The sequence below is a fragment of the Bradyrhizobium sp. JHI2711 genome (assembly GCF_056156565.1).
Map to the genome: position 1 here is coordinate 979,733 of NZ_JBPZPT010000001.1, position 19,686 is coordinate 999,418.

Annotated in this window: 21 protein-coding genes; 13 read left to right on the top strand and 8 right to left on the bottom strand. The window is 64.0% G+C overall.

Annotated features, from left to right (window positions below; genetic code table 11):
- Nucleotides 1-65: 65 nt before the first annotated feature.
- A complete protein-coding gene (locus ACTEK7_RS04710; RefSeq protein WP_225146701.1) occupies nucleotides 66-656 on the bottom strand; it encodes an NADPH-dependent FMN reductase in 591 nt (196 codons plus the stop codon).
- Nucleotides 657-706: 50 nt separating this feature from the next.
- Nucleotides 707-1,654 (bottom strand): AraC family transcriptional regulator, encoded by a 948-nt coding sequence (locus ACTEK7_RS04715; RefSeq protein ID WP_225114110.1) that lies wholly within the window; start codon nucleotides 1,652-1,654, stop codon nucleotides 707-709.
- A gap of 296 nt (nucleotides 1,655-1,950) precedes the next feature.
- Between ACTEK7_RS04715 and ACTEK7_RS04720 the strand changes: the two genes are divergently transcribed.
- From ACTEK7_RS04720 to ACTEK7_RS04730, 3 genes are read left to right on the top strand one after another with little or no spacing between them, the layout of a single operon-like run.
- Entirely contained in the window at nucleotides 1,951-3,063 is a 1,113-nt protein-coding gene (locus tag ACTEK7_RS04720; protein WP_225146789.1) for a DUF2336 domain-containing protein, read from the top strand.
- On the top strand, nucleotides 3,060-3,392 hold the full coding sequence (locus tag ACTEK7_RS04725) for a PilZ domain-containing protein (RefSeq protein WP_036000311.1): 333 nt from the start codon (nucleotides 3,060-3,062) through the stop codon (nucleotides 3,390-3,392). Before ACTEK7_RS04720 ends, ACTEK7_RS04725 begins: the two co-directional genes overlap by 4 nt.
- 51 nt (nucleotides 3,393-3,443) lie before the next feature.
- A complete protein-coding gene (locus ACTEK7_RS04730; protein WP_036022820.1) occupies nucleotides 3,444-4,562 on the top strand; it encodes an HD-GYP domain-containing protein in 1,119 nt (372 codons plus the stop codon).
- Nucleotides 4,563-4,588: 26 nt separating this feature from the next.
- Here ACTEK7_RS04730 and ACTEK7_RS04735 read toward each other — a convergent pair whose 3' ends face one another.
- A complete protein-coding gene (locus tag ACTEK7_RS04735; protein WP_036000317.1) occupies nucleotides 4,589-4,792 on the bottom strand; it encodes a hypothetical protein in 204 nt (67 codons plus the stop codon).
- A 133-nt stretch (nucleotides 4,793-4,925) separates the two neighbouring features.
- Nucleotides 4,926-5,603: a nitroreductase gene (locus ACTEK7_RS04740; protein WP_074447943.1), complete on the bottom strand. Its 678-nt coding sequence runs from the start codon at nucleotides 5,601-5,603 to the stop codon at nucleotides 4,926-4,928.
- Between the two features lie 115 nt (nucleotides 5,604-5,718).
- Here ACTEK7_RS04740 and ACTEK7_RS04745 point away from each other — a divergent pair, with 115 nt between their 5' ends.
- Entirely contained in the window at nucleotides 5,719-6,681 is a 963-nt protein-coding gene (locus tag ACTEK7_RS04745; RefSeq protein WP_225146700.1) for an alpha/beta hydrolase, read from the top strand.
- Nucleotides 6,682-6,687: 6 nt separating this feature from the next.
- On the opposite strand, the gene ACTEK7_RS04750 is transcribed toward ACTEK7_RS04745, so the two are convergent.
- Nucleotides 6,688-7,149: a cupin domain-containing protein gene (locus tag ACTEK7_RS04750; RefSeq protein WP_036000328.1), complete on the bottom strand. Its 462-nt coding sequence runs from the start codon at nucleotides 7,147-7,149 to the stop codon at nucleotides 6,688-6,690.
- 202 nt (nucleotides 7,150-7,351) lie between these two features.
- Between ACTEK7_RS04750 and ACTEK7_RS04755 the strand changes: the two genes are divergently transcribed.
- The 3 genes from ACTEK7_RS04755 to ACTEK7_RS04765 all read left to right on the top strand — a co-directional run bounded on the left by ACTEK7_RS04755 (nucleotide 7,352) and on the right by ACTEK7_RS04765 (nucleotide 9,659).
- Nucleotides 7,352-7,600, top strand: a complete 249-nt coding sequence (locus ACTEK7_RS04755) for a hypothetical protein (protein ID WP_036000331.1) — start codon at nucleotides 7,352-7,354, stop codon at nucleotides 7,598-7,600.
- Nucleotides 7,601-7,853: 253 nt separating this feature from the next.
- Complete coding sequence (locus tag ACTEK7_RS04760; RefSeq protein WP_275945306.1) at nucleotides 7,854-8,945, top strand: type II asparaginase; 1,092 nt, start codon at nucleotides 7,854-7,856, stop codon at nucleotides 8,943-8,945.
- 180 nt (nucleotides 8,946-9,125) lie between these two features.
- Nucleotides 9,126-9,659: an REP-associated tyrosine transposase gene (locus ACTEK7_RS04765; RefSeq protein WP_225146699.1), complete on the top strand. Its 534-nt coding sequence runs from the start codon at nucleotides 9,126-9,128 to the stop codon at nucleotides 9,657-9,659.
- A gap of 167 nt (nucleotides 9,660-9,826) precedes the next feature.
- Here ACTEK7_RS04765 and ACTEK7_RS04770 read toward each other — a convergent pair whose 3' ends face one another.
- Both ACTEK7_RS04770 and ACTEK7_RS04775 read right to left on the bottom strand, forming a co-directional pair.
- Complete coding sequence (locus tag ACTEK7_RS04770) at nucleotides 9,827-11,449, bottom strand: ABC-F family ATP-binding cassette domain-containing protein (protein ID WP_225146698.1); 1,623 nt, start codon at nucleotides 11,447-11,449, stop codon at nucleotides 9,827-9,829.
- A 282-nt stretch (nucleotides 11,450-11,731) separates the two neighbouring features.
- A complete protein-coding gene (locus tag ACTEK7_RS04775) occupies nucleotides 11,732-13,012 on the bottom strand; it encodes an amidohydrolase family protein (protein WP_225146697.1) in 1,281 nt (426 codons plus the stop codon).
- 415 nt (nucleotides 13,013-13,427) lie between these two features.
- Between ACTEK7_RS04775 and ACTEK7_RS04780 the strand changes: the two genes are divergently transcribed.
- The 5 genes from ACTEK7_RS04780 (at nucleotide 13,428) to ACTEK7_RS04800 (ending at nucleotide 18,217) form a co-directional block, all read left to right on the top strand.
- Nucleotides 13,428-14,555, top strand: a complete 1,128-nt coding sequence (locus tag ACTEK7_RS04780) for a TRAP transporter substrate-binding protein (protein ID WP_036000349.1) — start codon at nucleotides 13,428-13,430, stop codon at nucleotides 14,553-14,555.
- 114 nt (nucleotides 14,556-14,669) lie between these two features.
- Entirely contained in the window at nucleotides 14,670-15,272 is a 603-nt protein-coding gene (locus ACTEK7_RS04785; RefSeq protein WP_025035930.1) for a TRAP transporter small permease subunit, read from the top strand.
- Nucleotides 15,269-16,618 carry a TRAP transporter large permease gene (locus tag ACTEK7_RS04790; RefSeq protein ID WP_036000352.1) on the top strand — a complete coding sequence of 450 codons (1,350 nt, stop codon included), beginning with the start codon at nucleotides 15,269-15,271 and terminating at the stop codon, nucleotides 16,616-16,618. Before ACTEK7_RS04785 ends, ACTEK7_RS04790 begins: the two co-directional genes overlap by 4 nt.
- Nucleotides 16,605-18,050, top strand: a complete 1,446-nt coding sequence (locus tag ACTEK7_RS04795; protein ID WP_225146696.1) for an amidase — start codon at nucleotides 16,605-16,607, stop codon at nucleotides 18,048-18,050. The genes ACTEK7_RS04790 and ACTEK7_RS04795 overlap by 14 nt, the downstream gene beginning before the upstream one ends.
- On the top strand, nucleotides 18,047-18,217 hold the full coding sequence (locus tag ACTEK7_RS04800) for a hypothetical protein (RefSeq protein WP_157284651.1): 171 nt from the start codon (nucleotides 18,047-18,049) through the stop codon (nucleotides 18,215-18,217). The genes ACTEK7_RS04795 and ACTEK7_RS04800 overlap by 4 nt, the downstream gene beginning before the upstream one ends.
- A gap of 74 nt (nucleotides 18,218-18,291) precedes the next feature.
- On the opposite strand, the gene ACTEK7_RS04805 is transcribed toward ACTEK7_RS04800, so the two are convergent.
- Entirely contained in the window at nucleotides 18,292-18,750 is a 459-nt protein-coding gene (locus ACTEK7_RS04805; RefSeq protein ID WP_036000430.1) for an Rrf2 family transcriptional regulator, read from the bottom strand.
- 87 nt (nucleotides 18,751-18,837) lie between these two features.
- Here ACTEK7_RS04805 and ACTEK7_RS04810 point away from each other — a divergent pair, with 87 nt between their 5' ends.
- A complete protein-coding gene (locus ACTEK7_RS04810; protein ID WP_463671654.1) occupies nucleotides 18,838-19,617 on the top strand; it encodes a class I SAM-dependent methyltransferase in 780 nt (259 codons plus the stop codon).
- The last annotated feature ends 69 nt before the right edge of the window (nucleotides 19,618-19,686 follow it).

Consider the following 19,686-nt stretch of genomic DNA (forward strand, 5'->3'; position numbering starts at 1 on the left):
CGGGACAGTGCCGTTGACGCGCGAGACCCTGGATTACGCTGTCGCTCCATCCAGGCTACGCGACCTCAATACGGCGGCGCCTTGCGCGCGCGCTGTGCTTTCGCCGCCTCGATCCACCAGGTCAGATCGTCGGCGAAGCGCGGAAACGAGCGCTCCAGAGCCTTGCCGCCGTCGCCGATCGGCTCGCCGGCGTCCGACAGCGTCTGCGCGATCGGGCCGACACCGATGGTGCTCGATATCACCACCATGCCCATCTCCGAGAGCGTGCCGTGCCAGGCGGTCGCTGCGCGCGCGCCGGACAGCCGGCCGGCCGAATAGCTCACGATCGCGGCCGGGCGCCAGAACCATTCCTCCAGGAAATGGTCGGTGAGGTTCTTCAGCCCGGGCTGCATGCCCCAATTGTACTCGCCGGTGACGAAGACGAATCCGTCGGCGCCGCGGATCTGCCCGGCCAGCTTCTCCAGCGCCTCCGGCGCCGAGCCCTTGGGATGTTCCTTGTACATCCGGTCCAGCATCGGCAGCCCGATCGCCTTGGCGTCGATCAATTCGACGTCCTCGCCGCGGCCGCGCAGCCGGTTGATGACGAAATTCGCAAGGCGGATGCCCATGCGGTCGGAACGGTAAGAACCGTAGAGAACGAGAATGCGATTGCTCATGGCCGAACGGTAGCACGAAACCGGCGCCCAGCCCTACCCGATTTATCGTTCTACCTTCCGCGACCGCGGTCCAGTGTTTGCGACGGCGTCTCGCCGAACTGGTCGCGGTAGCTTCTGGAGAAATCGCTGAGGTGCCAGAAGCCATACGCCAGCGCGACCGCCTTGACGCTATCGGCCCCGGCGAGAAGGCGCCGACGCACCAGCCACAGCCGATGCAGACGCAAATAGCGGTGCAGGCTCATGCCGCGATAGCGGCGCACGACGTCGTGCATGGTGCGAACGGACAGTCCGAGCCTGCGCGCGATCTCGTCGCTATAAATCGGCTCCGACAGGTCGTCAGACAGCAGCGCGCGGATGTCCTGGAATAGCCTGAAATTCCGTCCGTCGTTGGGTGCAAAGGTCCAGCGGGCCGGAACGATCGTCGCAAAGGCCTCGTCAACGGCTCCGAGCAGGGACTCCTTCATCGCCGCGCCCTTCAACAAGAGCTCCGGTGCCGAAATCGGCCCGGCCGCCTCGGCCAGCACCTCCCTAACCACGCCGCGCAACCGCTGCAAGCCGGCCGTGGAGATTTCAAAAATCTTGAAGCTCGAGAGCGTGGGCGGCCAGCCACGATCCCTCACCTCGGGCCGGAAAACCACCGAGGCGATTTGCCGCTGCACCTCCTCGATGGTGGTGTAGGCCGCCCCGCCGCTGCCAATGACCACGGCGGGTCGCGCCCGTTGCGAGCCGTTAAAGCGAATTGGCACGTTGAGATCATCCATCGTGAAGCCGATCGCCGTGCAATTCTCCACGAGTTGTGCGTCAACCACCCGCGGAAACGCGCGCGTCAAATTCACGTCGCAGCCCGGTAAGGCCAAGATCGTCTGCTCAGCCGAAATCTTCCGCACAAAAGGGGTGAATTCGAAATTCAGCCCGCGTATAGCGCTTCGAAATTCGTCGACGTCTGAAAAACGAAATGTTTTGAGTGCCGACCTCGGCACATCGTCAATGCTGTTCATGGAAATACGAAAAATGCCGCGCCGCTCTGAATGTGCGTCCGGCCGCGGGGTGCCGTTCGCTGCCTCCTTCGGTTATTTCGTTAGAATCGATCCTAACGTGCCCTGATCAATTGGAGACGGGCCGGTTGAAAGAACAATCCGGGACAACCCTGTCTCGCCGAATTTCGATAGCGTTTCCTGCGATTGAGGCGGTGCGCCAATACCGAAGCCGTTGCCATTTAAGATTCAAATTAACGCCTTTGCGGCGGAATAACCGTCGTTTGATTGTGCAATTTATTTCATTTCAGGCTCCTGCCATGACGGCAAATTCGCCTGCCGACAATCTGGCCGAATTGGAGAACGCGGTCGCAACGTGTCCGCTGGACCGGTGCGCCCGCATTCTCTTCGGCCTTTTGCAACTGCTCACAAGCAGCCGCGGTCGGTCCCAGGAATTGCTCGCCGGTGTGGTCGACGGCGTCCTGCTGCGACTGATCGAGCGGGTCGAGGCCAGCACGCTGATCGATGTCAGCGCGGCGCTCGCAGAGCTCAAAGTGGCTCCGCGGAACACCGTCCGACGTCTCGCTTCGCACCACGATCCGGAAGTCGCCTGCCCTGTCTTGCTCCGCTCGCAGTCACTGTCCACGGCCGATCTCACATTGATCGCATCCGCGAGGGGCGTAAGGCAGCAATGTGCCATCGCCGGCCGCGCGCCGATCGATCCACGGGTGATGGAGACGCTGATCAAGGGTGGCACTTCCAGCGTTTGTCTTGCGCTGATCCGCAACAGCGAGGCAAGGTTCTCCGAAGCCGCTTACGTTGCGCTGGTTGAGAGGTGCCTGGTGGATGACGAACTCACCAAGCCACTGGCGCTCAGGCCCGACACGCCCGACGCAGTCATGCGGAAGTTGCTGTCGGCCTCACCGGCGCCGAAATCCGGCATCGGCCCGAACGCCACCGTCTCGCTTCAAGCCGCAACGGCCGCACCCATCGTCACCAAGCTACCCTCCGCGGCGGCCTATGCGATCGCGCGACCGGAGATCGTTGCACTCAGCCGCATCGGCAAGCTGAACGATTCCACGGTGAACCGTTTCGCCATCCGCGGCGAGAGCGCCAATCTCATCACCGCGCTGTCGGTGCTTTCAGGCGCTCCCATCGAGATCGTCGAACATGTCATGACCGACGAGGATTGCGAGGGTCTCGTCATGGCCTGCCGCGCCTCGCGGCTGAACTGGCAGACCACGCTCGCCATCCTGAGCAACCGCTGCGGCACACGGCTTTCTTTCGCCGAGCGCGAACGCGCGCAGCACATTTTCGAGACGCTGCTGCTGTCGACCAGCCAGTGGACGGTGCGGTGGGGCGAAATTGCCGCAAACGCCAAGGAGTGCGGTCGGGGACATCGCGACGCAAAAAAGATGGGGGTTAGCCGATGAAGTTCGACGGTCGCAAAGCCTTTCGCGTGAAAATGGACCACAGGCAGCCGGTCAATCTCATGGGATCCGACGGCACCTGGCGGCGCAGCTGCGTCCTGCTCGACGTCTCGCAGACGGGCGCGAAGGTCGAGGTCGAGGGCACGCTGGACGTGCTCCAGGCCAAGGAATTCTTCATGCTGCTGTCGTCGACGGGCCTGGCCTACCGGCGCTGCGAGCTGGTCTGGATCGACGGCACCACCGCTGGCATCCACTTCGTCACCGCACAAAGCAAGAAGAAGCAGGCGATTGCGCCGGCTGCCGCAGCGCAGAGCTCCGATCAGGCCAAATAGACCGAGAATTCGACCCATCGATTGGAGCCCGCGCTATTCCGGGGCATATCCGTGCAGAACGCGCAAACCACACTCAAACCCACCAGCCTTGGCGGCGTCGCGGTCGCTGCAGCGCCGCGCCCATTCGTTCATGTGCTGGCCGACACGTCCGACAAGCTGGCCGGTGTGTGCTCGCTCCTCGAGCAACGCTTCGCCGTCGCGGGCGAGCGGCTGGACGCCGAGGCCAAGCTGTCAGAGGTGCCGTCCGCCATCGTCATTCGCGCCGAGCTTCGCGATGTCGACAATATCGCGGCGATCAAGAAACGGGCGGGCAAGCTCGCAAAGGCGAAGAAGCGGATTTTCCTGCTGGAGCACACCTCGCATGTCGCCGTTTCGCAGGCCTATGCGCTTGGAGCGACACTGGTCCTTCCGGGCACCATCAACCGGGCGAGGCTGCTGGCGGCGCTGTCCGATCCGCCTGATCCGCTCTCGGCCGCGTCGCGCGAGAGCGCGCAGGCCGACACTGCCGTCGAGACCGCCGCGACCGCGATCGCATCCATGTTTACCTCCGTCACCCTGGGCCAGCCGCTTGACGTCAACGCCACCAAGGAAGCGGGGCGCCAGATCGCCGATCGCATCACCCGGCATGGCCTGACGGAGTGGCTCATGACGGTGCGGCGGCACCACGAAGGAACCTATCAGCATTGCCTGCTTGTCACCGGTGTCGCCATCGACTTCGGACTGAGCCTCGGCGTCGGCAGGGCCGACCTGGAACGTCTCTACTCGGCGGCCATGTTCCATGACATCGGCAAGGCGCAGATTCCGCTCGCCATCCTCGACAAGCCGGGCCGCCTCGATGCCGCCGAGCGCACGCTGATCGAAACGCATCCCGCCGCCGGCCATACGTTTCTCAAGGACCATGACGGGATCTCGCCGGAGATTCTCGATGCCGTCCGCCATCATCACGAGTACCTCGACGGGAGCGGCTATCCCGATGCGCTCTGCGCCGAGAACATTGGCGATATCGTCAGGATTCTAACGATCTCGGACATCTTCGCAGCCCTGATCGAGCACCGGCACTACAAGCCGACCATGCCGCGCGCGGAGGCCTACGACGTTCTGTGCGAGATGACAGGCAAGCTGGAGAAGGCGCTAGTCCGCGCGTTCAAGCAGGTCGCGCTCACGCGGTGAGCGCTGTGACCCGTCTCGAGCGCAGCCTAATGCGTCGCACGATGGCTGGCGCGGCGCGGGATGGAGCGGCAGGCCAGCCCGTCGGCCAGCAGCTTCATGTCCTCGTGCCGGCCGCTGCGAATCAGCCGGCCGAACTCTTCGGGTGTGAAAGGAAGACTTGGATCATCATCGATCTTGGGCCGCAGTCGCGGACCGAAGAACCGCCGAACCAGGCTAGCCAGCCGCCGCATATCAATTCCCTCGCGCCAGCAACAAACCTCTCAGTCCGCATATTGTTCCTCCCGCGACTTCGAGATTGCAAGAGGCCACTCGCGACACCGCACCAAAAATTTTCCGCCAGAGAATAATCTCCTCTTGCTCGTGCTAATCGGCAAAACCCACGTAACGCACGAACTGGTGGTTGTGCTCGCGGTCCGAGCGCACGGCGTTCGCGGCAAAGCCGTCATCGGGATAGCCCATCGCGACACAGGTCATGATGACCTCGTCTTCCGGAATCTCGGCGACCTCGCGCACGATGTCGGAGCGCATGATGCCCTGCCCGTTGATGACCGAGCCGAGCCCGCGGTCCCACGCCGCGAGCACGATGCCGTAGCAGAGCGCGCCGAGATCGAAGTGGCAGACCGCGCCGGGATCGAGCACGCGGTCATAGGTCAGCACCAGCGAGACCGGCGCGTCGAACTGGCGGAAGCCGCGCAGCACCCAGTCCTGCCGCATCGGCTTGTCGTCGCGCGCGATTCCCATCGCGCCGAACAGCTTCTTGGCGATGTCGACCTGCCGGGTACGATGCACGCCCTGGTATTCGCCATGGCTGATGATGTCGCGCTTGACCTTGGCGCCGCCGGCCATCTCCGCCATGTTGCGGCGACGCACCTCCTCCAGCGGATGACCCGTGAGCACATGGACATGCCAGGGCTGGGTGTTCATCGACGAGGGCGCGCGCTTGGCGCTCTCGATGATCGCCTCGATCACCGCGCGCGGCACCGGCTCGTTCTTGAAGCCACGCACGCTGCGGCGCGACTGGACCAGCGTCTCGAATTCCACCTCGTGAACCTCCCTGCCCGTTCGTCCGGCCTTGCGACGCACGCCGGTTGCCGATGCGGCCCGCAAAACCTATGCTAATGACCAAGCAAGACCAAGAACCCTGTGAGGAAAGCCCATGGCCGCACCGCTCGATCCCGTCATCGCCCAGATCATTCCGCTCATGCCGATGCGCGATCCCACGGTCATGACGCCACAGAGCGCCCGCGATTCCTTGCGCGCACTCGCTGCCTCGCGTGCCGCCATTCCGCCGCCGCCGGTCGATAGCGTCGAGGATATCAGGGTGAAAGGCGGCGCCGGTCTGCTTCCCGCACGGGTCTATCGGGTCGGCGCCGCGCCGGCACCGACGGTGGTGTTCTTCCATGGCGGCGGCTGGGTTGCGGGCGATCTCGAAACCCACGACCGGCAGGCGCGCAACCTTGCGATCGAGACCGGCGCGGTCGTCGTCTCCGTCGACTATCGCCGCCCGCCCGAGACGCGCTTTCCCGGCGCCTTCGAGGATGCTTTCGCCGCGGTCAGCGACGTGTTTGGCCGCGTCGCGGAATTTGGCGGTGACGCAACGCGCTTCGGCGTTGCCGGCGACAGCGCCGGCGGCAATCTCGCAGCGACGAGCGCGATCGCCTGCCGGGAGGCCGGCATCAAGCTCGCCGCGCAACTGCTGGTCTATCCGGTCACCGACGTCGTCGGCGCTTATGCCGATGCGCGCGAGAACGCGCGCTATCCCTCGCGCAGCGAGAACGCCGAGGGCTACTTCCTCACGCGGGCGACGATGGAATGGTTTTGCGGCCATTATCTCGCCGATCCCGCACACGCCGGCGACTGGCGCGTCTCGCCGCTGCGGGCTGCCTCCTTGGCCGGCCTCGCGCCCGCGGTCGTGACCACCGCCTGGTTCGATCCCCTACGCGACGAAGGCGCCGCCTATGTGCGCGCGCTGGAGGCCGCCGGCGTCCGCGTCAAGCATCATGAGGGTCCCGGCCTGATCCATGGCTATTTCGGCATGGGCGACGCCTCCGACGTCGCGCGCACTGAGGCGCAGCGCGCGCGGGCCGACTTCAAGGCGCTGCTGATGCGCGGCGCGTGAAGGCGATCAGGCGCTCTGCGCCCGCTGCGCCGCGGTGTGCCCCCAGGTCTCATCCCAGTCCTGGCCAGCGGCATCGACCACGCGGCCGTCGGCCTCGAAAAACTTGTTCGGCACCTGGAAGATCGCCAGGATCAACGCGCCGTCGGGGCACCAGGCGGCATGCCGGCTCCCCGCCTCGCGCCAGATGAATTCGCCGGCCTTGCAGGCAATGCCCTTGGCCGGACCCTCCTTGTCGACGAGCGCGCCTTCGATCACCCAGCTCTGCTCGATGCCGACATGTTCGTGATCGGGCAGCACCGATCCTGGCGCAAAACGCATCAAGGCGGTCATCAGCCCCGTACGGCGATCGAACAGTAGCGTCTTGGCCTCGCAGCCCGGAAAGCGCGTCTTCTGCCAATCCATGTCTTGGGGTCGAACCAGGTGGGAATGCCGATCGGCTGCCTGGTCGTGCGGGATCGCGGCGTCCATCACGATGCTTCCTCTCCATCTCAAGGGACCGACGCTAGCAGGATCGCCCGATGCGGTCAGCGAGCACTGCAAGAGAGGCGACATGTTCCGAGCTGGCGCGCAAAAATCAACGGGCGACCGGGCGGCCCAGTGCTCATCCTGCTTGATTGCGCCACGATTCCCGGCTCCACTCTCCCGGCCATTTCTGGTTCAGGAGACCCCCATGATGAAACGGATTTTCCTCGCTGCGATCGTTGCCACCTTCGCAGCGGGCTCGGCCCTTGCGCAAGAAACCTGCGAGAGCAAGGCCGTCGGCAAGGACGGCAAGCCGCTGGCCGGCGCCGCCAAGACCTCGTTTCTGAAGAAGTGCAAGGAAGACGCCTGCGCGCCCAAGGCCGTCAGCGCCGACGGCAAGCCGCTCGCCGGCGCCGCCAAGAACAGCTTCATGAAGAAGTGCGAGACCAGCGCGTAAACGCGCAGTCCGTTCCCGGCTTTTTCAGCGAAGCCACAAGCGAAATGCCGTCATGGCCGGGCAGAAGCGCGTCTTCGCGCGAGAATGTCCCGGCCATTTGCTTTTTGTGCCTCCCCGCCGCCAGTTTCCGACACGCGCCGAGCGCGTAAAGCAAACGCGCCGCGACCCTAGACAGAACGCAGCGGCTGACAGATGATGCGACGCTGAGCGAACCGGGGCGCATCAACGAGGCTTCCAGCAAAGGATGGACGAGATGTTGCAGTTCCGCGTGCGTGATCACATGATGGCGATAATGGGCGTGCTCTTTACGCTGCTCATGATTGTTGACGTTGCCAACGCAAGAGGCCCCGGCCTGCCCAACGTCATGGTTCTCGCAACCGGCGGCACGATCGCCGGCAGCGGGGCGAGCAGCACCACCGTCATCGGGTATACCGCAGCCACGGTGGGCATCGAGACCCTCTTGAACGCCGTCCCCGAGTTGAAGACGGTGGCCAACGTCAAGGGCGAGCAGGTCTTCCAGATCGCCAGCGAGAATATGAACAATGACTATTGGCTGAAGCTCGCCAAGCGCGTCAATACGCTCCTAGCGCAGGACGACGTCGACGGGATCGTGATCACGCACGGGACCGACACGATCGAGGAAACCAGCTATTTCCTCAATCTGGTCGTCAAGAGCAAGAAGCCCGTGGTCGTCGTCGGTGCGATGCGGCCGTCGACCGCGATCAGCGCGGACGGCCCGATCAACCTCTTCAATGCGGTGATCCTCGCAGGCAGTGAAGAGGCCGTCGGCAAGGGCGTGCTCGTCGCCCTCAACGATCAGATCAACGCGGCACGCGACGTCACCAAGAACAACACGTCCACGGCAGACACCTTTCGCACGCCTGAACTCGGCTTTCTCGGCTACATGCAGGGCAACAAGCCGTATTTCTATCGCCAAACGACCCGCCGGCACACGGCGGATTCCGAATTCGACGTATCCAAGCTCGATGTCCTGCCGCAGGTCGACATCGTCTACGGCTACGCCAACATGAACCGGGTCGCGATCGACGCCTTTGTCGCCGCCGGCGCCAAGGGGATCGTGCATGCCGGCGTAGGCGACGGCAGCCTCGCCCGCCCGGCGGTCGAGCCGGCGCTCGACGATGCCCGCAAGAAGGGCGTGGTGATCCTTCGCAGCAGCCGTGTCGGCAACGGCATCGTCGCGCGCAATGGCGAGGCCAAGGACGATGAGCACGACTTCGTCGTCTCGGATACGCTCAATCCCCAGAAGGCGCGCATCTTGCTGATGCTGGCGTTGACCAAGACGACCGACACCAAGGACATTCAGCGGATGTTCTACGCCTATTAGAGCATGATCCGGACCCGGAGGGCCGCCCTAGTTGTAGCCCGGATGAAGCGCAGCGTAATCCGGGGCAGACCAAGCACCGGCACGACTGTCCCTGTAGCACTCCCCGGATTGCCCTGCGCGGCATCCGGGCTTCGGCCCATCCTTCGCCCGACTGAAGCGCAATCCGGGAAAGTCCCTCGCATGGTTCGCTATCGGCGAAATTTCGTACCCGGCGGGATGTTCTTCTTCACCGTCACGCTGGACGATCGAATGTCATCCGTGCTGGTTGATGATGTCGACGAGCTCCGCAGCGCATTTCGCGTAACGCGTGCCGAACGACCATTCGAGATCGATGCGATCGTGATCCTACCTGATCACCTGCATGTCATTATGAGGCTCCCCGATAGTGACTCGGACTTCTCGGGTCGTTGGAAGCGCATCAAGAGTGCCTTCACACACCGGCTGGCAGCTTCCGGCGCACCGATCTGCCGCAATCATCGCGGCGAGTACGCGCTCTGGCAGCGGCGATTTTGGGAACACACAATTCGTAACGATGCGGATTTCGAGCGCTGCGCCGATTACATTCACTACAATCCGGTCAAGCACGGGCTCGTTGCAGCGGCGATTGAGTGGCCCTACAGCTCGCTCCATCACTACGTTCGCGCTGGTATTCTACCTCCCGATTGGGGAGGCGCCGGCGAGATAAGCGGCAGCTTTGGTGAACGCGGAGACTGATCCCGGATTACGCTTACGCTCCATCCGGGCTACCGGTCCATCACGGCCGCCCGTAGCCTGGATGGAGCGCAGCGCAATCCAGGGATGGTCCCGCGGCACGACACGAGCGCCGACGTCGCACACTGATCCCGGATTGCGCTTCGCTCCATCCGGGCTACCGCCCACCACTAGCTCCGCAACCCCGGCGCCTCCTGGCCGGTGCGCGCGACATATTCGGTGTAGCCGCCGCCATATTGGTGGATGCCATCAGGCGTCAGCTCCAGCACGCGGTTCGACAGCGTCGCCAAGAAATGCCGGTCGTGCGAGACAAACAGCATGGTGCCCTCGAAATCCGACAGCGCATTGATCAGCATTTCCTTGGTGGCGAGGTCGAGATGGTTGGTGGGCTCGTCCAGCACCAGGAAGTTCGGCGGGTCGAACAGCATCTTGGCCATGACGAGGCGCGCCTTCTCGCCGCCCGAGAGCACGCGGCAGCGCTTCTCGACGTCGTCGCCGGAGAAGCCGAAGCAGCCGGCGAGCGCGCGCAAGGAGCCCTGCCCCGCCGTCGGAAACGCGTCCTCCAGCGACTGGAACACGGTGCGCTCGCCGTCGAGCAGATCCATCGCATGCTGGGCGAAATAGCCCATCTTGACGCTGCCTCCGAGCGCCACGGTGCCCTCGTCCGGCTCGCTCGCACCGGCAACCAGCTTGAGCAGCGTCGACTTGCCGGCGCCGTTGACGCCCATCACGCACCAGCGCTCCTTACGGCGGATCATGAAGTCCAGCCCGTCATAGATGCGCTTTGAGCCATAGCCCTTGTGCACGTTCTTGAGTGCGACGACGTCCTCGCCCGAGCGCGGCGCCGGCAGGAAGTCGAACGCCACGCTCTGGCGGCGCCGCGGCGGCTCGACTCGCTCGATCTTGTCGAGCTTCTTGACTCGGCTCTGCACCTGGGCCGCATGCGAGGCGCGCGCCTTGAAGCGCTCGATGAACTTGATCTCCTTGGCGAGCATGGCCTGCTGGCGCTCGAACTGCGCCTGCTGCTGCTTCTCGTTCTGCGCCCGCTGCTGCTCGTAGAATTCGTAATCGCCGGTGTAGGTGGTGAGCGAGCCGGAATCGATCTCGATCACCTTGGAGATCACGCGGTTGATGAACTCGCGGTCGTGCGAGGTCATCAGAAGCGTGCCTTCGTAATCGTGCAGGAATTTTTCCAGCCAGATCAGGCTTTCCAAATCGAGATGGTTGCTCGGCTCGTCGAGCAGCATGACGTCGGGGCGCATCAGGAGAATGCGCGCCAGCGCCACACGCATCTTCCAGCCGCCGGACAGCTTGCCGACATCCCCGTCCATCATCTCCTGGCTGAAGCCGAGGCCGGAGAGCGCCTCGCGCGCGCGGCCGTCGAGCGCATAGCCGTCGAGCTCCTCGAACCGGTGCTGCACCTCGCCATAGCGGGCGATGATCTCGTCCATCTGGTCGGCCTTGTCGGGGTCGGCCATGGCGGCCTCGAGCTCGCGCAATTCGGCCGCGACCTCGCTGACGGGCCCCGCGCCGTTCATCACCTCGGCCACCGCGCTGCGGCCAGACATCTCGCCGACGTCCTGGTTGAAATAGCCGATGGTGATGCCGCGATCGGTCGAGACCTGGCCCTCGTCGGGCAGTTCCTCGCCGGCGATCATCCGGAACAGCGTGCTCTTGCCGGCGCCGTTCGGCCCGACAAGGCCGATCTTCTCCCCCTTGTTGAGGGCCGCGGAGGCTTCGATGAACAGGATCTGGTGGCCGGCTTGCTTGCTGACGTTGTCGAGGCGGATCATGCGTGTCTTTTGGGGGATTTTTGCGTTGCAGCGTCATAGGCCATGCGGGGCGTGAGGGGAAGCCCGGGACAGGCCGGGATTCAGCCCATTCGCTCGTGACCGCTCGGTGCGGGGCCTACGGGCAAATGGGTCGGGCTAACTGCGTCCGGCACGGGCATCTATGCTTCGCTTGCCGGATATGTCGGCTTTTCCATCGGCTGGGTCGAAGGCCCGGAGATCAACGCTCGGCCTGTAAGAACTTTTCGCCGAATCTCGAAGAGACCTGAGACCGGCGCCGCCTCTCTATCTTACTGAGAACGGCGCCTGATACGGCCGCCCGAACGGCACGCCGTTGATGACGGTCTGGATCGGCTTGAGGTGCGCTTTCCCTTCCCTCCTGTTGTTGCGCGTGTCGACGAAGCTGACCGGTCCCTCCACCAGCTCCATGATCGCGACGTCGGCGGGCGCACCTACCTGCAGCGTGCCGATCTTCGGCGCGCGGCTGATGATCTTCGCCGGCGCGGTCGTTGCCATTGCGACCACCTGCTCCAGCGTGAAACCGAGCGTCATGAACTTGCTCATGACGTTGGGCAGGAAGGGAATCCCCGGCGAATTGCCGGAGAAGACGTGGATATCCGAAGAGATGGTATCAGGAGCGCATCCGCCGGGGATCGCCACTTCCGCCACGGTGAAATCGAAGCTGCCGCCGCCATGCCCGACGTCGAACATGACGCCGCGCTGCTTGGCCGCGAGAGCCGCAGGCAGCAGCTTGCCGTCCTGAACGATATTCGTGAACACGCTCGACATGTTCGGGGCGCCCGAATAGGCATGCGTCAGCACGTCGCCCGGGCGCATCAGGTCGAGGATTTGCGACATCAGCTCCTTGGATTCGACGCCGCCGATATGTACCATCATCTTCGCCGGCCAGCCGCACATCTCGCACGCCTGGATGCCGCGCTTGAGCGGCTCGAGCCCATGCTTGAAGATGACGTTTTCCGACATGCGCACCTTGACCCCGAGCAGGAAGTCCGAATTCTCGGCCAGTGCCATGGCGCAGGCTTCGGTCTGCGCTGTATCGATGTTGTGGAGCTCGGCGACCGGGAACGCCGACAGGCCGTTATTGGCGATGTGGACGAAGGCGTACATCCGCGTTCGCGTCTGGGCCACGATGAAGCGGCGCAACGCCGCCAGATTGTTGACGCCGGCATCGCCCGCCGAGACGACGGTCGTCGTGCCCTGGAACTGGACCAGCTCGTCGGCGGGAATGCCGATGGCCGAGCCGTAGGGATAGACGTGACAATGCAGATCGATCAGGCCGGGCATCACCAGCTTGCCCGAGGCGTCGATGCTCTTCAGCGCGCGCTCCGCCGGGATCGCCTCCTGGACCGCCTCGATCGTGCCCCAGCGGATGCCGACATCGCGCCTGGCGCGCAGCGACTGGCTGGGGTCGAGCACCTCGCCGCCGCGGATCACCAGATCGTACTTGTCGTTCGGCCCCATCGCCCCGCGCGCGGGCGCGGCGAGGCCGACGGCGGCGGCCGCCGTCGAGAGTGCCAGGAAATCGCGGCGTGACAACGCAGGCATGATGATCGCCCCTCTGTGCTTTTGTTCGCGGCAACGGCCGGGCTGGATGTCCAGATCTGCTTCCGCCGCCAAGGTCGAGTTCACAACGAACGGGCTTGGAAATGAAGCCCGGATGATCCGATCCTATGACGGCACGCGAGCCCTGAGGAGCCGCGAAATTTTCCAGAATCGCATCGGGCGGGCACCACTGGCAGAAGTCCGGCTGCATCTTTGCTGCGCCGCGACATGCGCGTGAATATCCGGCTGCTTGGAGTCGAACGTCTAAGACCAATAATGCGACACCGGGGCTTGTCGGATGCCGGCAATGCGTCCAAAGTGTGATCAAAGTCGCTGGAATGCGGCATACCTCCAGCGGTTCACAACGACAAGCGCGTCGAAACGCGTTCGAACAATCAGGCCGCCAGGGAGGACGTCCATGACTGCAAAGTCCGAGAAGACCAGAACAACTCGTCGCAAATTCCTGCTGACCGCCGGCGCGGCCGGCGCTGCCACCATCGCCATGCCGCAAGTCAGCCGGGCGCAGACAGCGACCCTGAAGATGCAGGGCTCGTGGGGCAAGGCCGATGTCTTCAACGAGATGGCCGAAGATTATGTGAAGCGCGTCAACGATATGGCCGGAGGCCGGCTGCGCATTGACTATCTGGTCGGCGGCTCGGTCGTGCATCCGTTCCAGGTCTTCGACGGCGTTCATGGCGGCCAGATCGACGCGGCACACACGGTGACGGTGTACTGGTACGGCAAGCACAAGGCCGCCTCGCTGTTCGGCACCGGCCCGGTGTTCGGCTTCAACGCCAACGAAGGCCTTGGCTGGATCCACAACGGCGGCGGCAAGGAGCTGTTCGAGGAGCTCCAGACCAAGATCATGAACGTCAACATCAAGAGCTTCTTCGCCATGCCGATGCCGACCCAGCCGCTCGGCTGGTTCAAGAAGCCGATCACCAGCGACGCCGATCTCAAGGGCTTGAAATATCGCACGGTGGGTCTGGCCGCCGATCTCTTCCAGGCGATGGGCGCATCGGTCGCGCAGCTGCCCGGCGGCGAGATCGTACCCGCGATGGAGCGCGGCGTGATCGACGGGTTCGAGTTCAACAATCCGACCTCGGACCGGCGCTTCGGCGCGCAGGATGTCGCCAAGAACTACATGATGGGCAGCCATCATCAGGCGACGGAATATTTCGAGATCATGTTCAACCGGACGAAATTCAACGCGCTGCCGAAGGAACAGCAGGCGATCCTGCAATACGCCGCCGAAGCCGTGTCCTCCGCCAACGAATGGAAGGCCATGGATTATTATTCGAAGGACCTGCAGGAGCTGATCAACAAGGACAAGGTCAACGTCCAGCGGACGCCGAAGTCGGTGTTCGACGCGCAGATCAAGGCGTGGGACGGTCTGATCGCCCAGCTCGGCTCGGATCCGTTCATGAAGAAGGTGATGGATTCGCAGAAGGAATGGGTGCGCCGCGTGGTTTACTACAACATGAACAACGCGACGGACTACCGCGGCGCCTTCGAGCATCACTTCCCGGGCGTGCTCAAGGTCTGACGGCTGTCGCGGGGGATCGCGTCAGGTCTTATCGCGAGGGCGGCGCAATTGAAGCGCCGCCCACGAGTTGGAGGGGGACATCCGGATGGACTGCTCGCAGCGAGTTCAGCTCGCATGACGAAATTCCTGTTCTTCATCGATGAGCTCAGCACGTGGGTGGGCAAGGCGTTCGCCTGGCTGATCCTCGTCCTCACCCTGGGAGTCAGCTACGAGGTGTTCGTGCGCTACGTGCTGCGTGCGCCGACCACCTGGGCTTTCGACATCAGCTACATCACCTATGGCGCGATGTTCCTGATGGCCGGCGCGTACACGCTCTCGCGAAACGGCCATGTCCGCGCCGACGTGGTCTACCGCCTCTGGTCGCCGCGCACCCAGGCGACGATGGACCTCGTCCTGTATATCCTCTTCTTTCTGCCGGCGATCGCGGCGCTGATGTATTCGGGCTGGAACTACGCCCAGATGTCGGTGCGCTTCCGCGAAGTCAGCATCTTCAGTCCGGCCGGCGTTCCGGTGTTTCCGCTGAAGGCGCTGATCCCGCTCACCGGCTTCCTTCTGTTCCTGCAAGGGGTCGCCGAGATCATCCGCTGTGTGCTGTGCATCCGCACCGGCCGATGGCCGCAACGTCTGCACGACGTGGAGGAGACCGAGAGCCTCGTCATCCGCGAACATCAGCAGCACGCGGCTGAGCCGCAGAGCGAGAAGGGACCAGGCGCATGACCGATCCTCAACTCGGCATGCTGATGCTGGGCCTCTTCATCTTCATCATCATGCTCGGCTTCCCGATCGCCTTCACGCTGATGGCGATGGGCGTCTCGTTCGGCTACTATGCCTACTACACCCCCGGTCAGGACTTCTTCCAGAACCGCATCTTCACGCTTCTGGTGCAGAAGACGTTCGAGGTCACATCCAGCGACGTGCTGGTGGCAGTTCCGCTATTCCTGTTCATGGGTTATTTGATCGAGCGCGCGAACATCCTCGATCGCCTGTTCTACTCGCTGCAGCTGTCGATGAAGAACGTGCCGGGCGCACTTGCCGTGGCCACGCTGATCACCTGCGCCATGTTCGCGACCGCCACCGGCATCGTCGGTGCCGTCGTCACGCTGATGGGGCTGCTGGCATTGCCGGCGATGCTGCGAGCCGGCTATGACGCCAAGCTGTCGGCGGGCGTCGTCTGCGCCGGTGGCTGCCTCGGCATCCTGATTCCGCCGAGCATTCTCCTGATCGTCTATGCGGCGACTGCCGGCGTCTCGGCGGTCAAGCTTTACGCGGCGGCGTTCTTTCCGGGGTTCATGCTGGCCGGCTTGTATGTCCTCTATGCGATGACGCGCGCGATCATCAATCCCGCGCTCGCGCCGAAGCTGCCGCGCGAGCAGACCGACGTGCCGACCTCGAAGGTCATCTGGGCGCTTGCCACGTCGTTCCTGCCGCTCGCGTTGCTGATCGTTTCGGTGCTCGGCGCGATCCTGTTTGGGCTGGCGACGCCCTCGGAAGCGGCCGCGGTGGGAGCCCTCATGAGCATCGTGCTGGCGGCTGCCTATCGTTCGCTCAACTACGAGATGATACGCGAATCCGTGTACCTGACCGTGCGCGCCACGGCGATGGTCTGCTACCTCTTCATTGGATCCTGGACGTTTTCGGCGGTGTTTGCCGTCCTTGGCGGACAATCGGTGGTCGAGCAGTTCTTCACTTCGATGAACCTTTCGCCGATCCAGTTCCTGCTGCTGACCCAGATCATCATCTTTCTGCTCGGCTGGCCGCTGGAATGGACCGAGATCATCATCATCTTTGTGCCGATCTTCCTGCCGCTGCTTCCGCAATACGGCATCGATCCGATCTTCTTCGGCATCCTGGTCGCACTGAACACGCAGACGGCCTTCAACACGCCGCCGGTCGCGATGGCCGCCTTCTATCTGAAGGGCGTGGCGCCGCCTGAGGTGAAGCTGACCGACATCTTCTCCGGCGCGCTTCCGTTCGTCGGCCTGGTCTTCCTCACCATGGCACTGGTCTACATCTTCCCGGGGATCGCATTGTGGCTGCCGAGCTATCTCTATGGGGCGCGATGAGCGGACCCGGCAAACCGACGAGAGGCTGCGCATGAGTCTCAACGCGCTCGGCCTCGCGGACGCCGCGGCCGGCATCCGCGACGGCCGGCTCAGCTCGGTGGAGCTCGTCGGCGACTGCCTCAGGCGCATCGATGAGGTCGACCGCGATATCCAGGCGTGGGCGTTTCTCGATCGCGACCACGCGATGCGGCAGGCCGAGGCGGCCGACGATCATCGCAAGCACGGCAAGGCCACAGGCCCGCTGCATGGCGTGCCCGTGGGCATCAAGGATATCTTCGACACCGGCGACATGCCGACGGAATTCGGATCAGAGCTGTGGGCCGGACGCACGCCGCGGCGCGATGCGACGGCCGTGGCGCGTCTGCGGGCGGCTGGAGCGGTGATCCTCGGCAAGACGGTGACCACGGAGTACGCGTACTACAATCCGGGCAAGACCCGAAATCCGCACAACCCAAATCACACCCCCGGCGGATCGTCCTCGGGCTCCGCCGCGGCCGTCGCGGCGCTGATGGTGCCGGGAGCCATCGGCTCGCAGACCAACGGTTCGGTGATCCGCCCTGCCGCCTTCTGCGGCGTGGTCGGCTTCAAGCCCACGCACGGCCTCATTCCACGCAGCGGCGCGCTCCAATTGTCGCGCACGCTCGATCATGTCGGCGTGTTCGGGCGCAGCGTCGAGGACGCGGCCCTGCTGGCGGAGGTCATGGTCGACTTCGACCCGGAGGATCCGGACACCCGGCCTGTTGCGCGCCCGCCATTCTCTGCGGTCGCGGCGAGCGAGCCGCCGTTGCCGCCGCGATTTGCCTTCGTGCGCTCTCCGGTCTGGGATCAGGCCGAGCCGGAGATGCGTGAAGCCTTTGCCGAGCTCGTCGACGCTTTGGGCGAAGCGTGCAGCGAAGTCGAGCTTGGGCCGAGCTTCGACGGGGCCGTCGATATGCACCGCATCATCATGGAAGTTGATATGGCGCACAATCTGCGGCGCGATGACCAGCGCGGCGGCGACAGGCTGAGCACGCGCCTGCGTGAGGCGATCGCGCGCGGCCGCGCGCATCTTGCGGCGGATTATTGCAACGCTCTGGCCGGGATTGCGCCGCTCAACCAGGCCCTGGACCACGTTTTCGATGAATACGACGCCATCCTGACGCCCGCGGCACCGGGCGCGGCGCCCGGAATCGAAACGACGGGCAACCCGGTCTTCTGCTCGCTCTGGACCTATCTCGGCGTCCCCGCCATCAGCCTGCCCTTGATGCGCGCGGAAACGGGCCTCCCGCTGGGCGTCCAGCTCGTCGGCCGCCGCGGCAACGACGCCCGCCTCTTGCGCACGGCGCACTGGCTGATCAAGAGCATCGGGCGCATGCGTGGTAGCGGTCGGCGCAACGCCCCGAGCGCCGGATCGAACTCGGCTCCGGGCGCGGAGAAAAGGAAAGTGCGATGACCAATCTGATCACCGGACTCATCGGCCTCGCGCTCATGATCGCATTTCTTGGAATCCTGCTGGTCTGGATCAAGGCCATTCCGCTCATCATCATCGTTGTCTGCGTCGTGGTGCTGGCCGTGATCGATTTCGTGCGATCCCTGCGGACGAACGGCGCGCCTCGCTGAATGCCCCATGGCAAGAAGACGCTTCACTTCTCGGCATTGGCCGGAGCAGCCGGAATTACGACAAGAAGAGAGCTTTAGCGGCCAACCCGTTCGAGCTGCCACCTGGGATCGCCTGCGCAGCGCGCGTCGAGACCTTTGCTCAAGTCTGCGAGGCTCACCGCGCCCAACCGTTCGACCAGCAATGCTTCGGCATCGCGAAGGACATCGTCCACCGCTGCGTTGACGAGTTGCTCGATCGCACAGTCTGGATTGGAATGCTCGTTCCCGATTGCAAATAGCCGGGGACCACCCACCGCACGATAGACATCGAGAAGTGACACGCGCTCGAGGTCGCACGCGATGACCCAGCCGCCGCCATGCCCTTTGTCCGACCGGACATAGCCCGCATCGCGCAGCCCCGCCAATGTGCGGCGAACGACGACCGGATTGGTCCCCAGCATCGTGCCGATCGCCTCCGAGGTCATGGGGCCGTCATGTCGCGCCATGTGGAGCAGCACATGCAGCATTCGGGAAAGGCGGCTGTCGTTTCGCATCGGCTGATCTTTCGCATGCACCCCATCATTGGCAAGGGCACGCAGTCATGATACATATAAAGTTACATGACTCGTGAGGTATCCGACGTGCAACAGTTTGAGGATCCAGACCACTGGGACAGCGCAGCCAGGCATTATCGAGAGACCGCGCACCCCTTCACCGCCCTGTTTGCGGAGGCGGCGCTGGCGCGCGTAACCCTGACGCCTCAGAGTCATGTTCTCGATGTGGCAGCCGGCACCGGCGCGCTCGCCCTCGCAGCCGCGCGCACCGGCGCACGAGTCCTGGCGACCGACTTCTCGCCCGGCATGGTGGGATGCATCGCAGCTGCTGGTCTGCCCAATGTGGAGGCGCGGGTCATGGACGGACAGGCGCTGGACCTGCCTGACGCGCATTTCGATGCCGTCTTTTCGATCTTCGGTGTCATCATGTTCCCCGATTGGCGCAAGGGTTTGGCCGAGATGCGACGGGTGACGCGACCCGGGGGGCATGGCGTGGTTGCGACCTGGCAGGATCGCGGCGCGGCGACCTTCCTCCTGTTGGGCGAAGTGCGGCAAAAGCTGTTCCCTGATCGGCCGGGCATGGCAATGCCTGAAGCCGTTCAGGCCCTGAGCGATCCGGACGATTTCGCCCGCGCCCTCGTCGCTGCCGGCTATCGCAATCCCCGGATCGACACGGTGACTCATGATTATCTGCTCGACGTGGCGGCGCTCGACGCGCCTGACACGCTCTTTGGCATGTCGCCCGACTGGACCAGCCTGGACGACATCGAAAAGGCTGCGGTGATTGCCGAGGTGCGGGCCAGAGCCGATGGTCGTCCGGTGCTGCCGATAAGCTCGACCGCACTCATTGGCGTCGCTGAACGATGAGGCTCAAACATAAAGCCTGGCGGGCCGTCACACTATCGGCCGATCTCTCGATCTCCCGAAACCCGAGCG

Coding starts and splice junctions, on each gene's coding strand:
- ACTEK7_RS04710 (WP_225146701.1), bottom strand. CDS start 656: ATGAGCAATCGCATTCTCGTTCTCTACGGTTCTTACCGTTCCGACCGC.
- ACTEK7_RS04775 (WP_225146697.1), bottom strand. CDS start 13,012: ATGCCTGCGTTGTCACGCCGCGATTTCCTGGCACTCTCGACGGCGGCC.
- ACTEK7_RS04720 (WP_225146789.1), top strand. CDS start 1,951: ATGACGGCAAATTCGCCTGCCGACAATCTGGCCGAATTGGAGAACGCG.
- ACTEK7_RS04800 (WP_157284651.1), top strand. CDS start 18,047: ATGACCAATCTGATCACCGGACTCATCGGCCTCGCGCTCATGATCGCA.
- ACTEK7_RS04715 (WP_225114110.1), bottom strand. CDS start 1,654: ATGAACAGCATTGACGATGTGCCGAGGTCGGCACTCAAAACATTTCGT.
- ACTEK7_RS04750 (WP_036000328.1), bottom strand. CDS start 7,149: ATGGACGCCGCGATCCCGCACGACCAGGCAGCCGATCGGCATTCCCAC.
- ACTEK7_RS04725 (WP_036000311.1), top strand. CDS start 3,060: ATGAAGTTCGACGGTCGCAAAGCCTTTCGCGTGAAAATGGACCACAGG.
- ACTEK7_RS04745 (WP_225146700.1), top strand. CDS start 5,719: ATGGCCGCACCGCTCGATCCCGTCATCGCCCAGATCATTCCGCTCATG.
- ACTEK7_RS04760 (WP_275945306.1), top strand. CDS start 7,854: ATGTTGCAGTTCCGCGTGCGTGATCACATGATGGCGATAATGGGCGTG.
- ACTEK7_RS04790 (WP_036000352.1), top strand. CDS start 15,269: ATGACCGATCCTCAACTCGGCATGCTGATGCTGGGCCTCTTCATCTTC.
- ACTEK7_RS04765 (WP_225146699.1), top strand. CDS start 9,126: ATGGTTCGCTATCGGCGAAATTTCGTACCCGGCGGGATGTTCTTCTTC.
- ACTEK7_RS04805 (WP_036000430.1), bottom strand. CDS start 18,750: ATGCGAAACGACAGCCGCCTTTCCCGAATGCTGCATGTGCTGCTCCAC.
- ACTEK7_RS04755 (WP_036000331.1), top strand. CDS start 7,352: ATGATGAAACGGATTTTCCTCGCTGCGATCGTTGCCACCTTCGCAGCG.
- ACTEK7_RS04785 (WP_025035930.1), top strand. CDS start 14,670: ATGACGAAATTCCTGTTCTTCATCGATGAGCTCAGCACGTGGGTGGGC.
- ACTEK7_RS04780 (WP_036000349.1), top strand. CDS start 13,428: ATGACTGCAAAGTCCGAGAAGACCAGAACAACTCGTCGCAAATTCCTG.
- ACTEK7_RS04795 (WP_225146696.1), top strand. CDS start 16,605: ATGGGGCGCGATGAGCGGACCCGGCAAACCGACGAGAGGCTGCGCATG.
- ACTEK7_RS04735 (WP_036000317.1), bottom strand. CDS start 4,792: ATGCGGCGGCTGGCTAGCCTGGTTCGGCGGTTCTTCGGTCCGCGACTG.
- ACTEK7_RS04770 (WP_225146698.1), bottom strand. CDS start 11,449: ATGATCCGCCTCGACAACGTCAGCAAGCAAGCCGGCCACCAGATCCTG.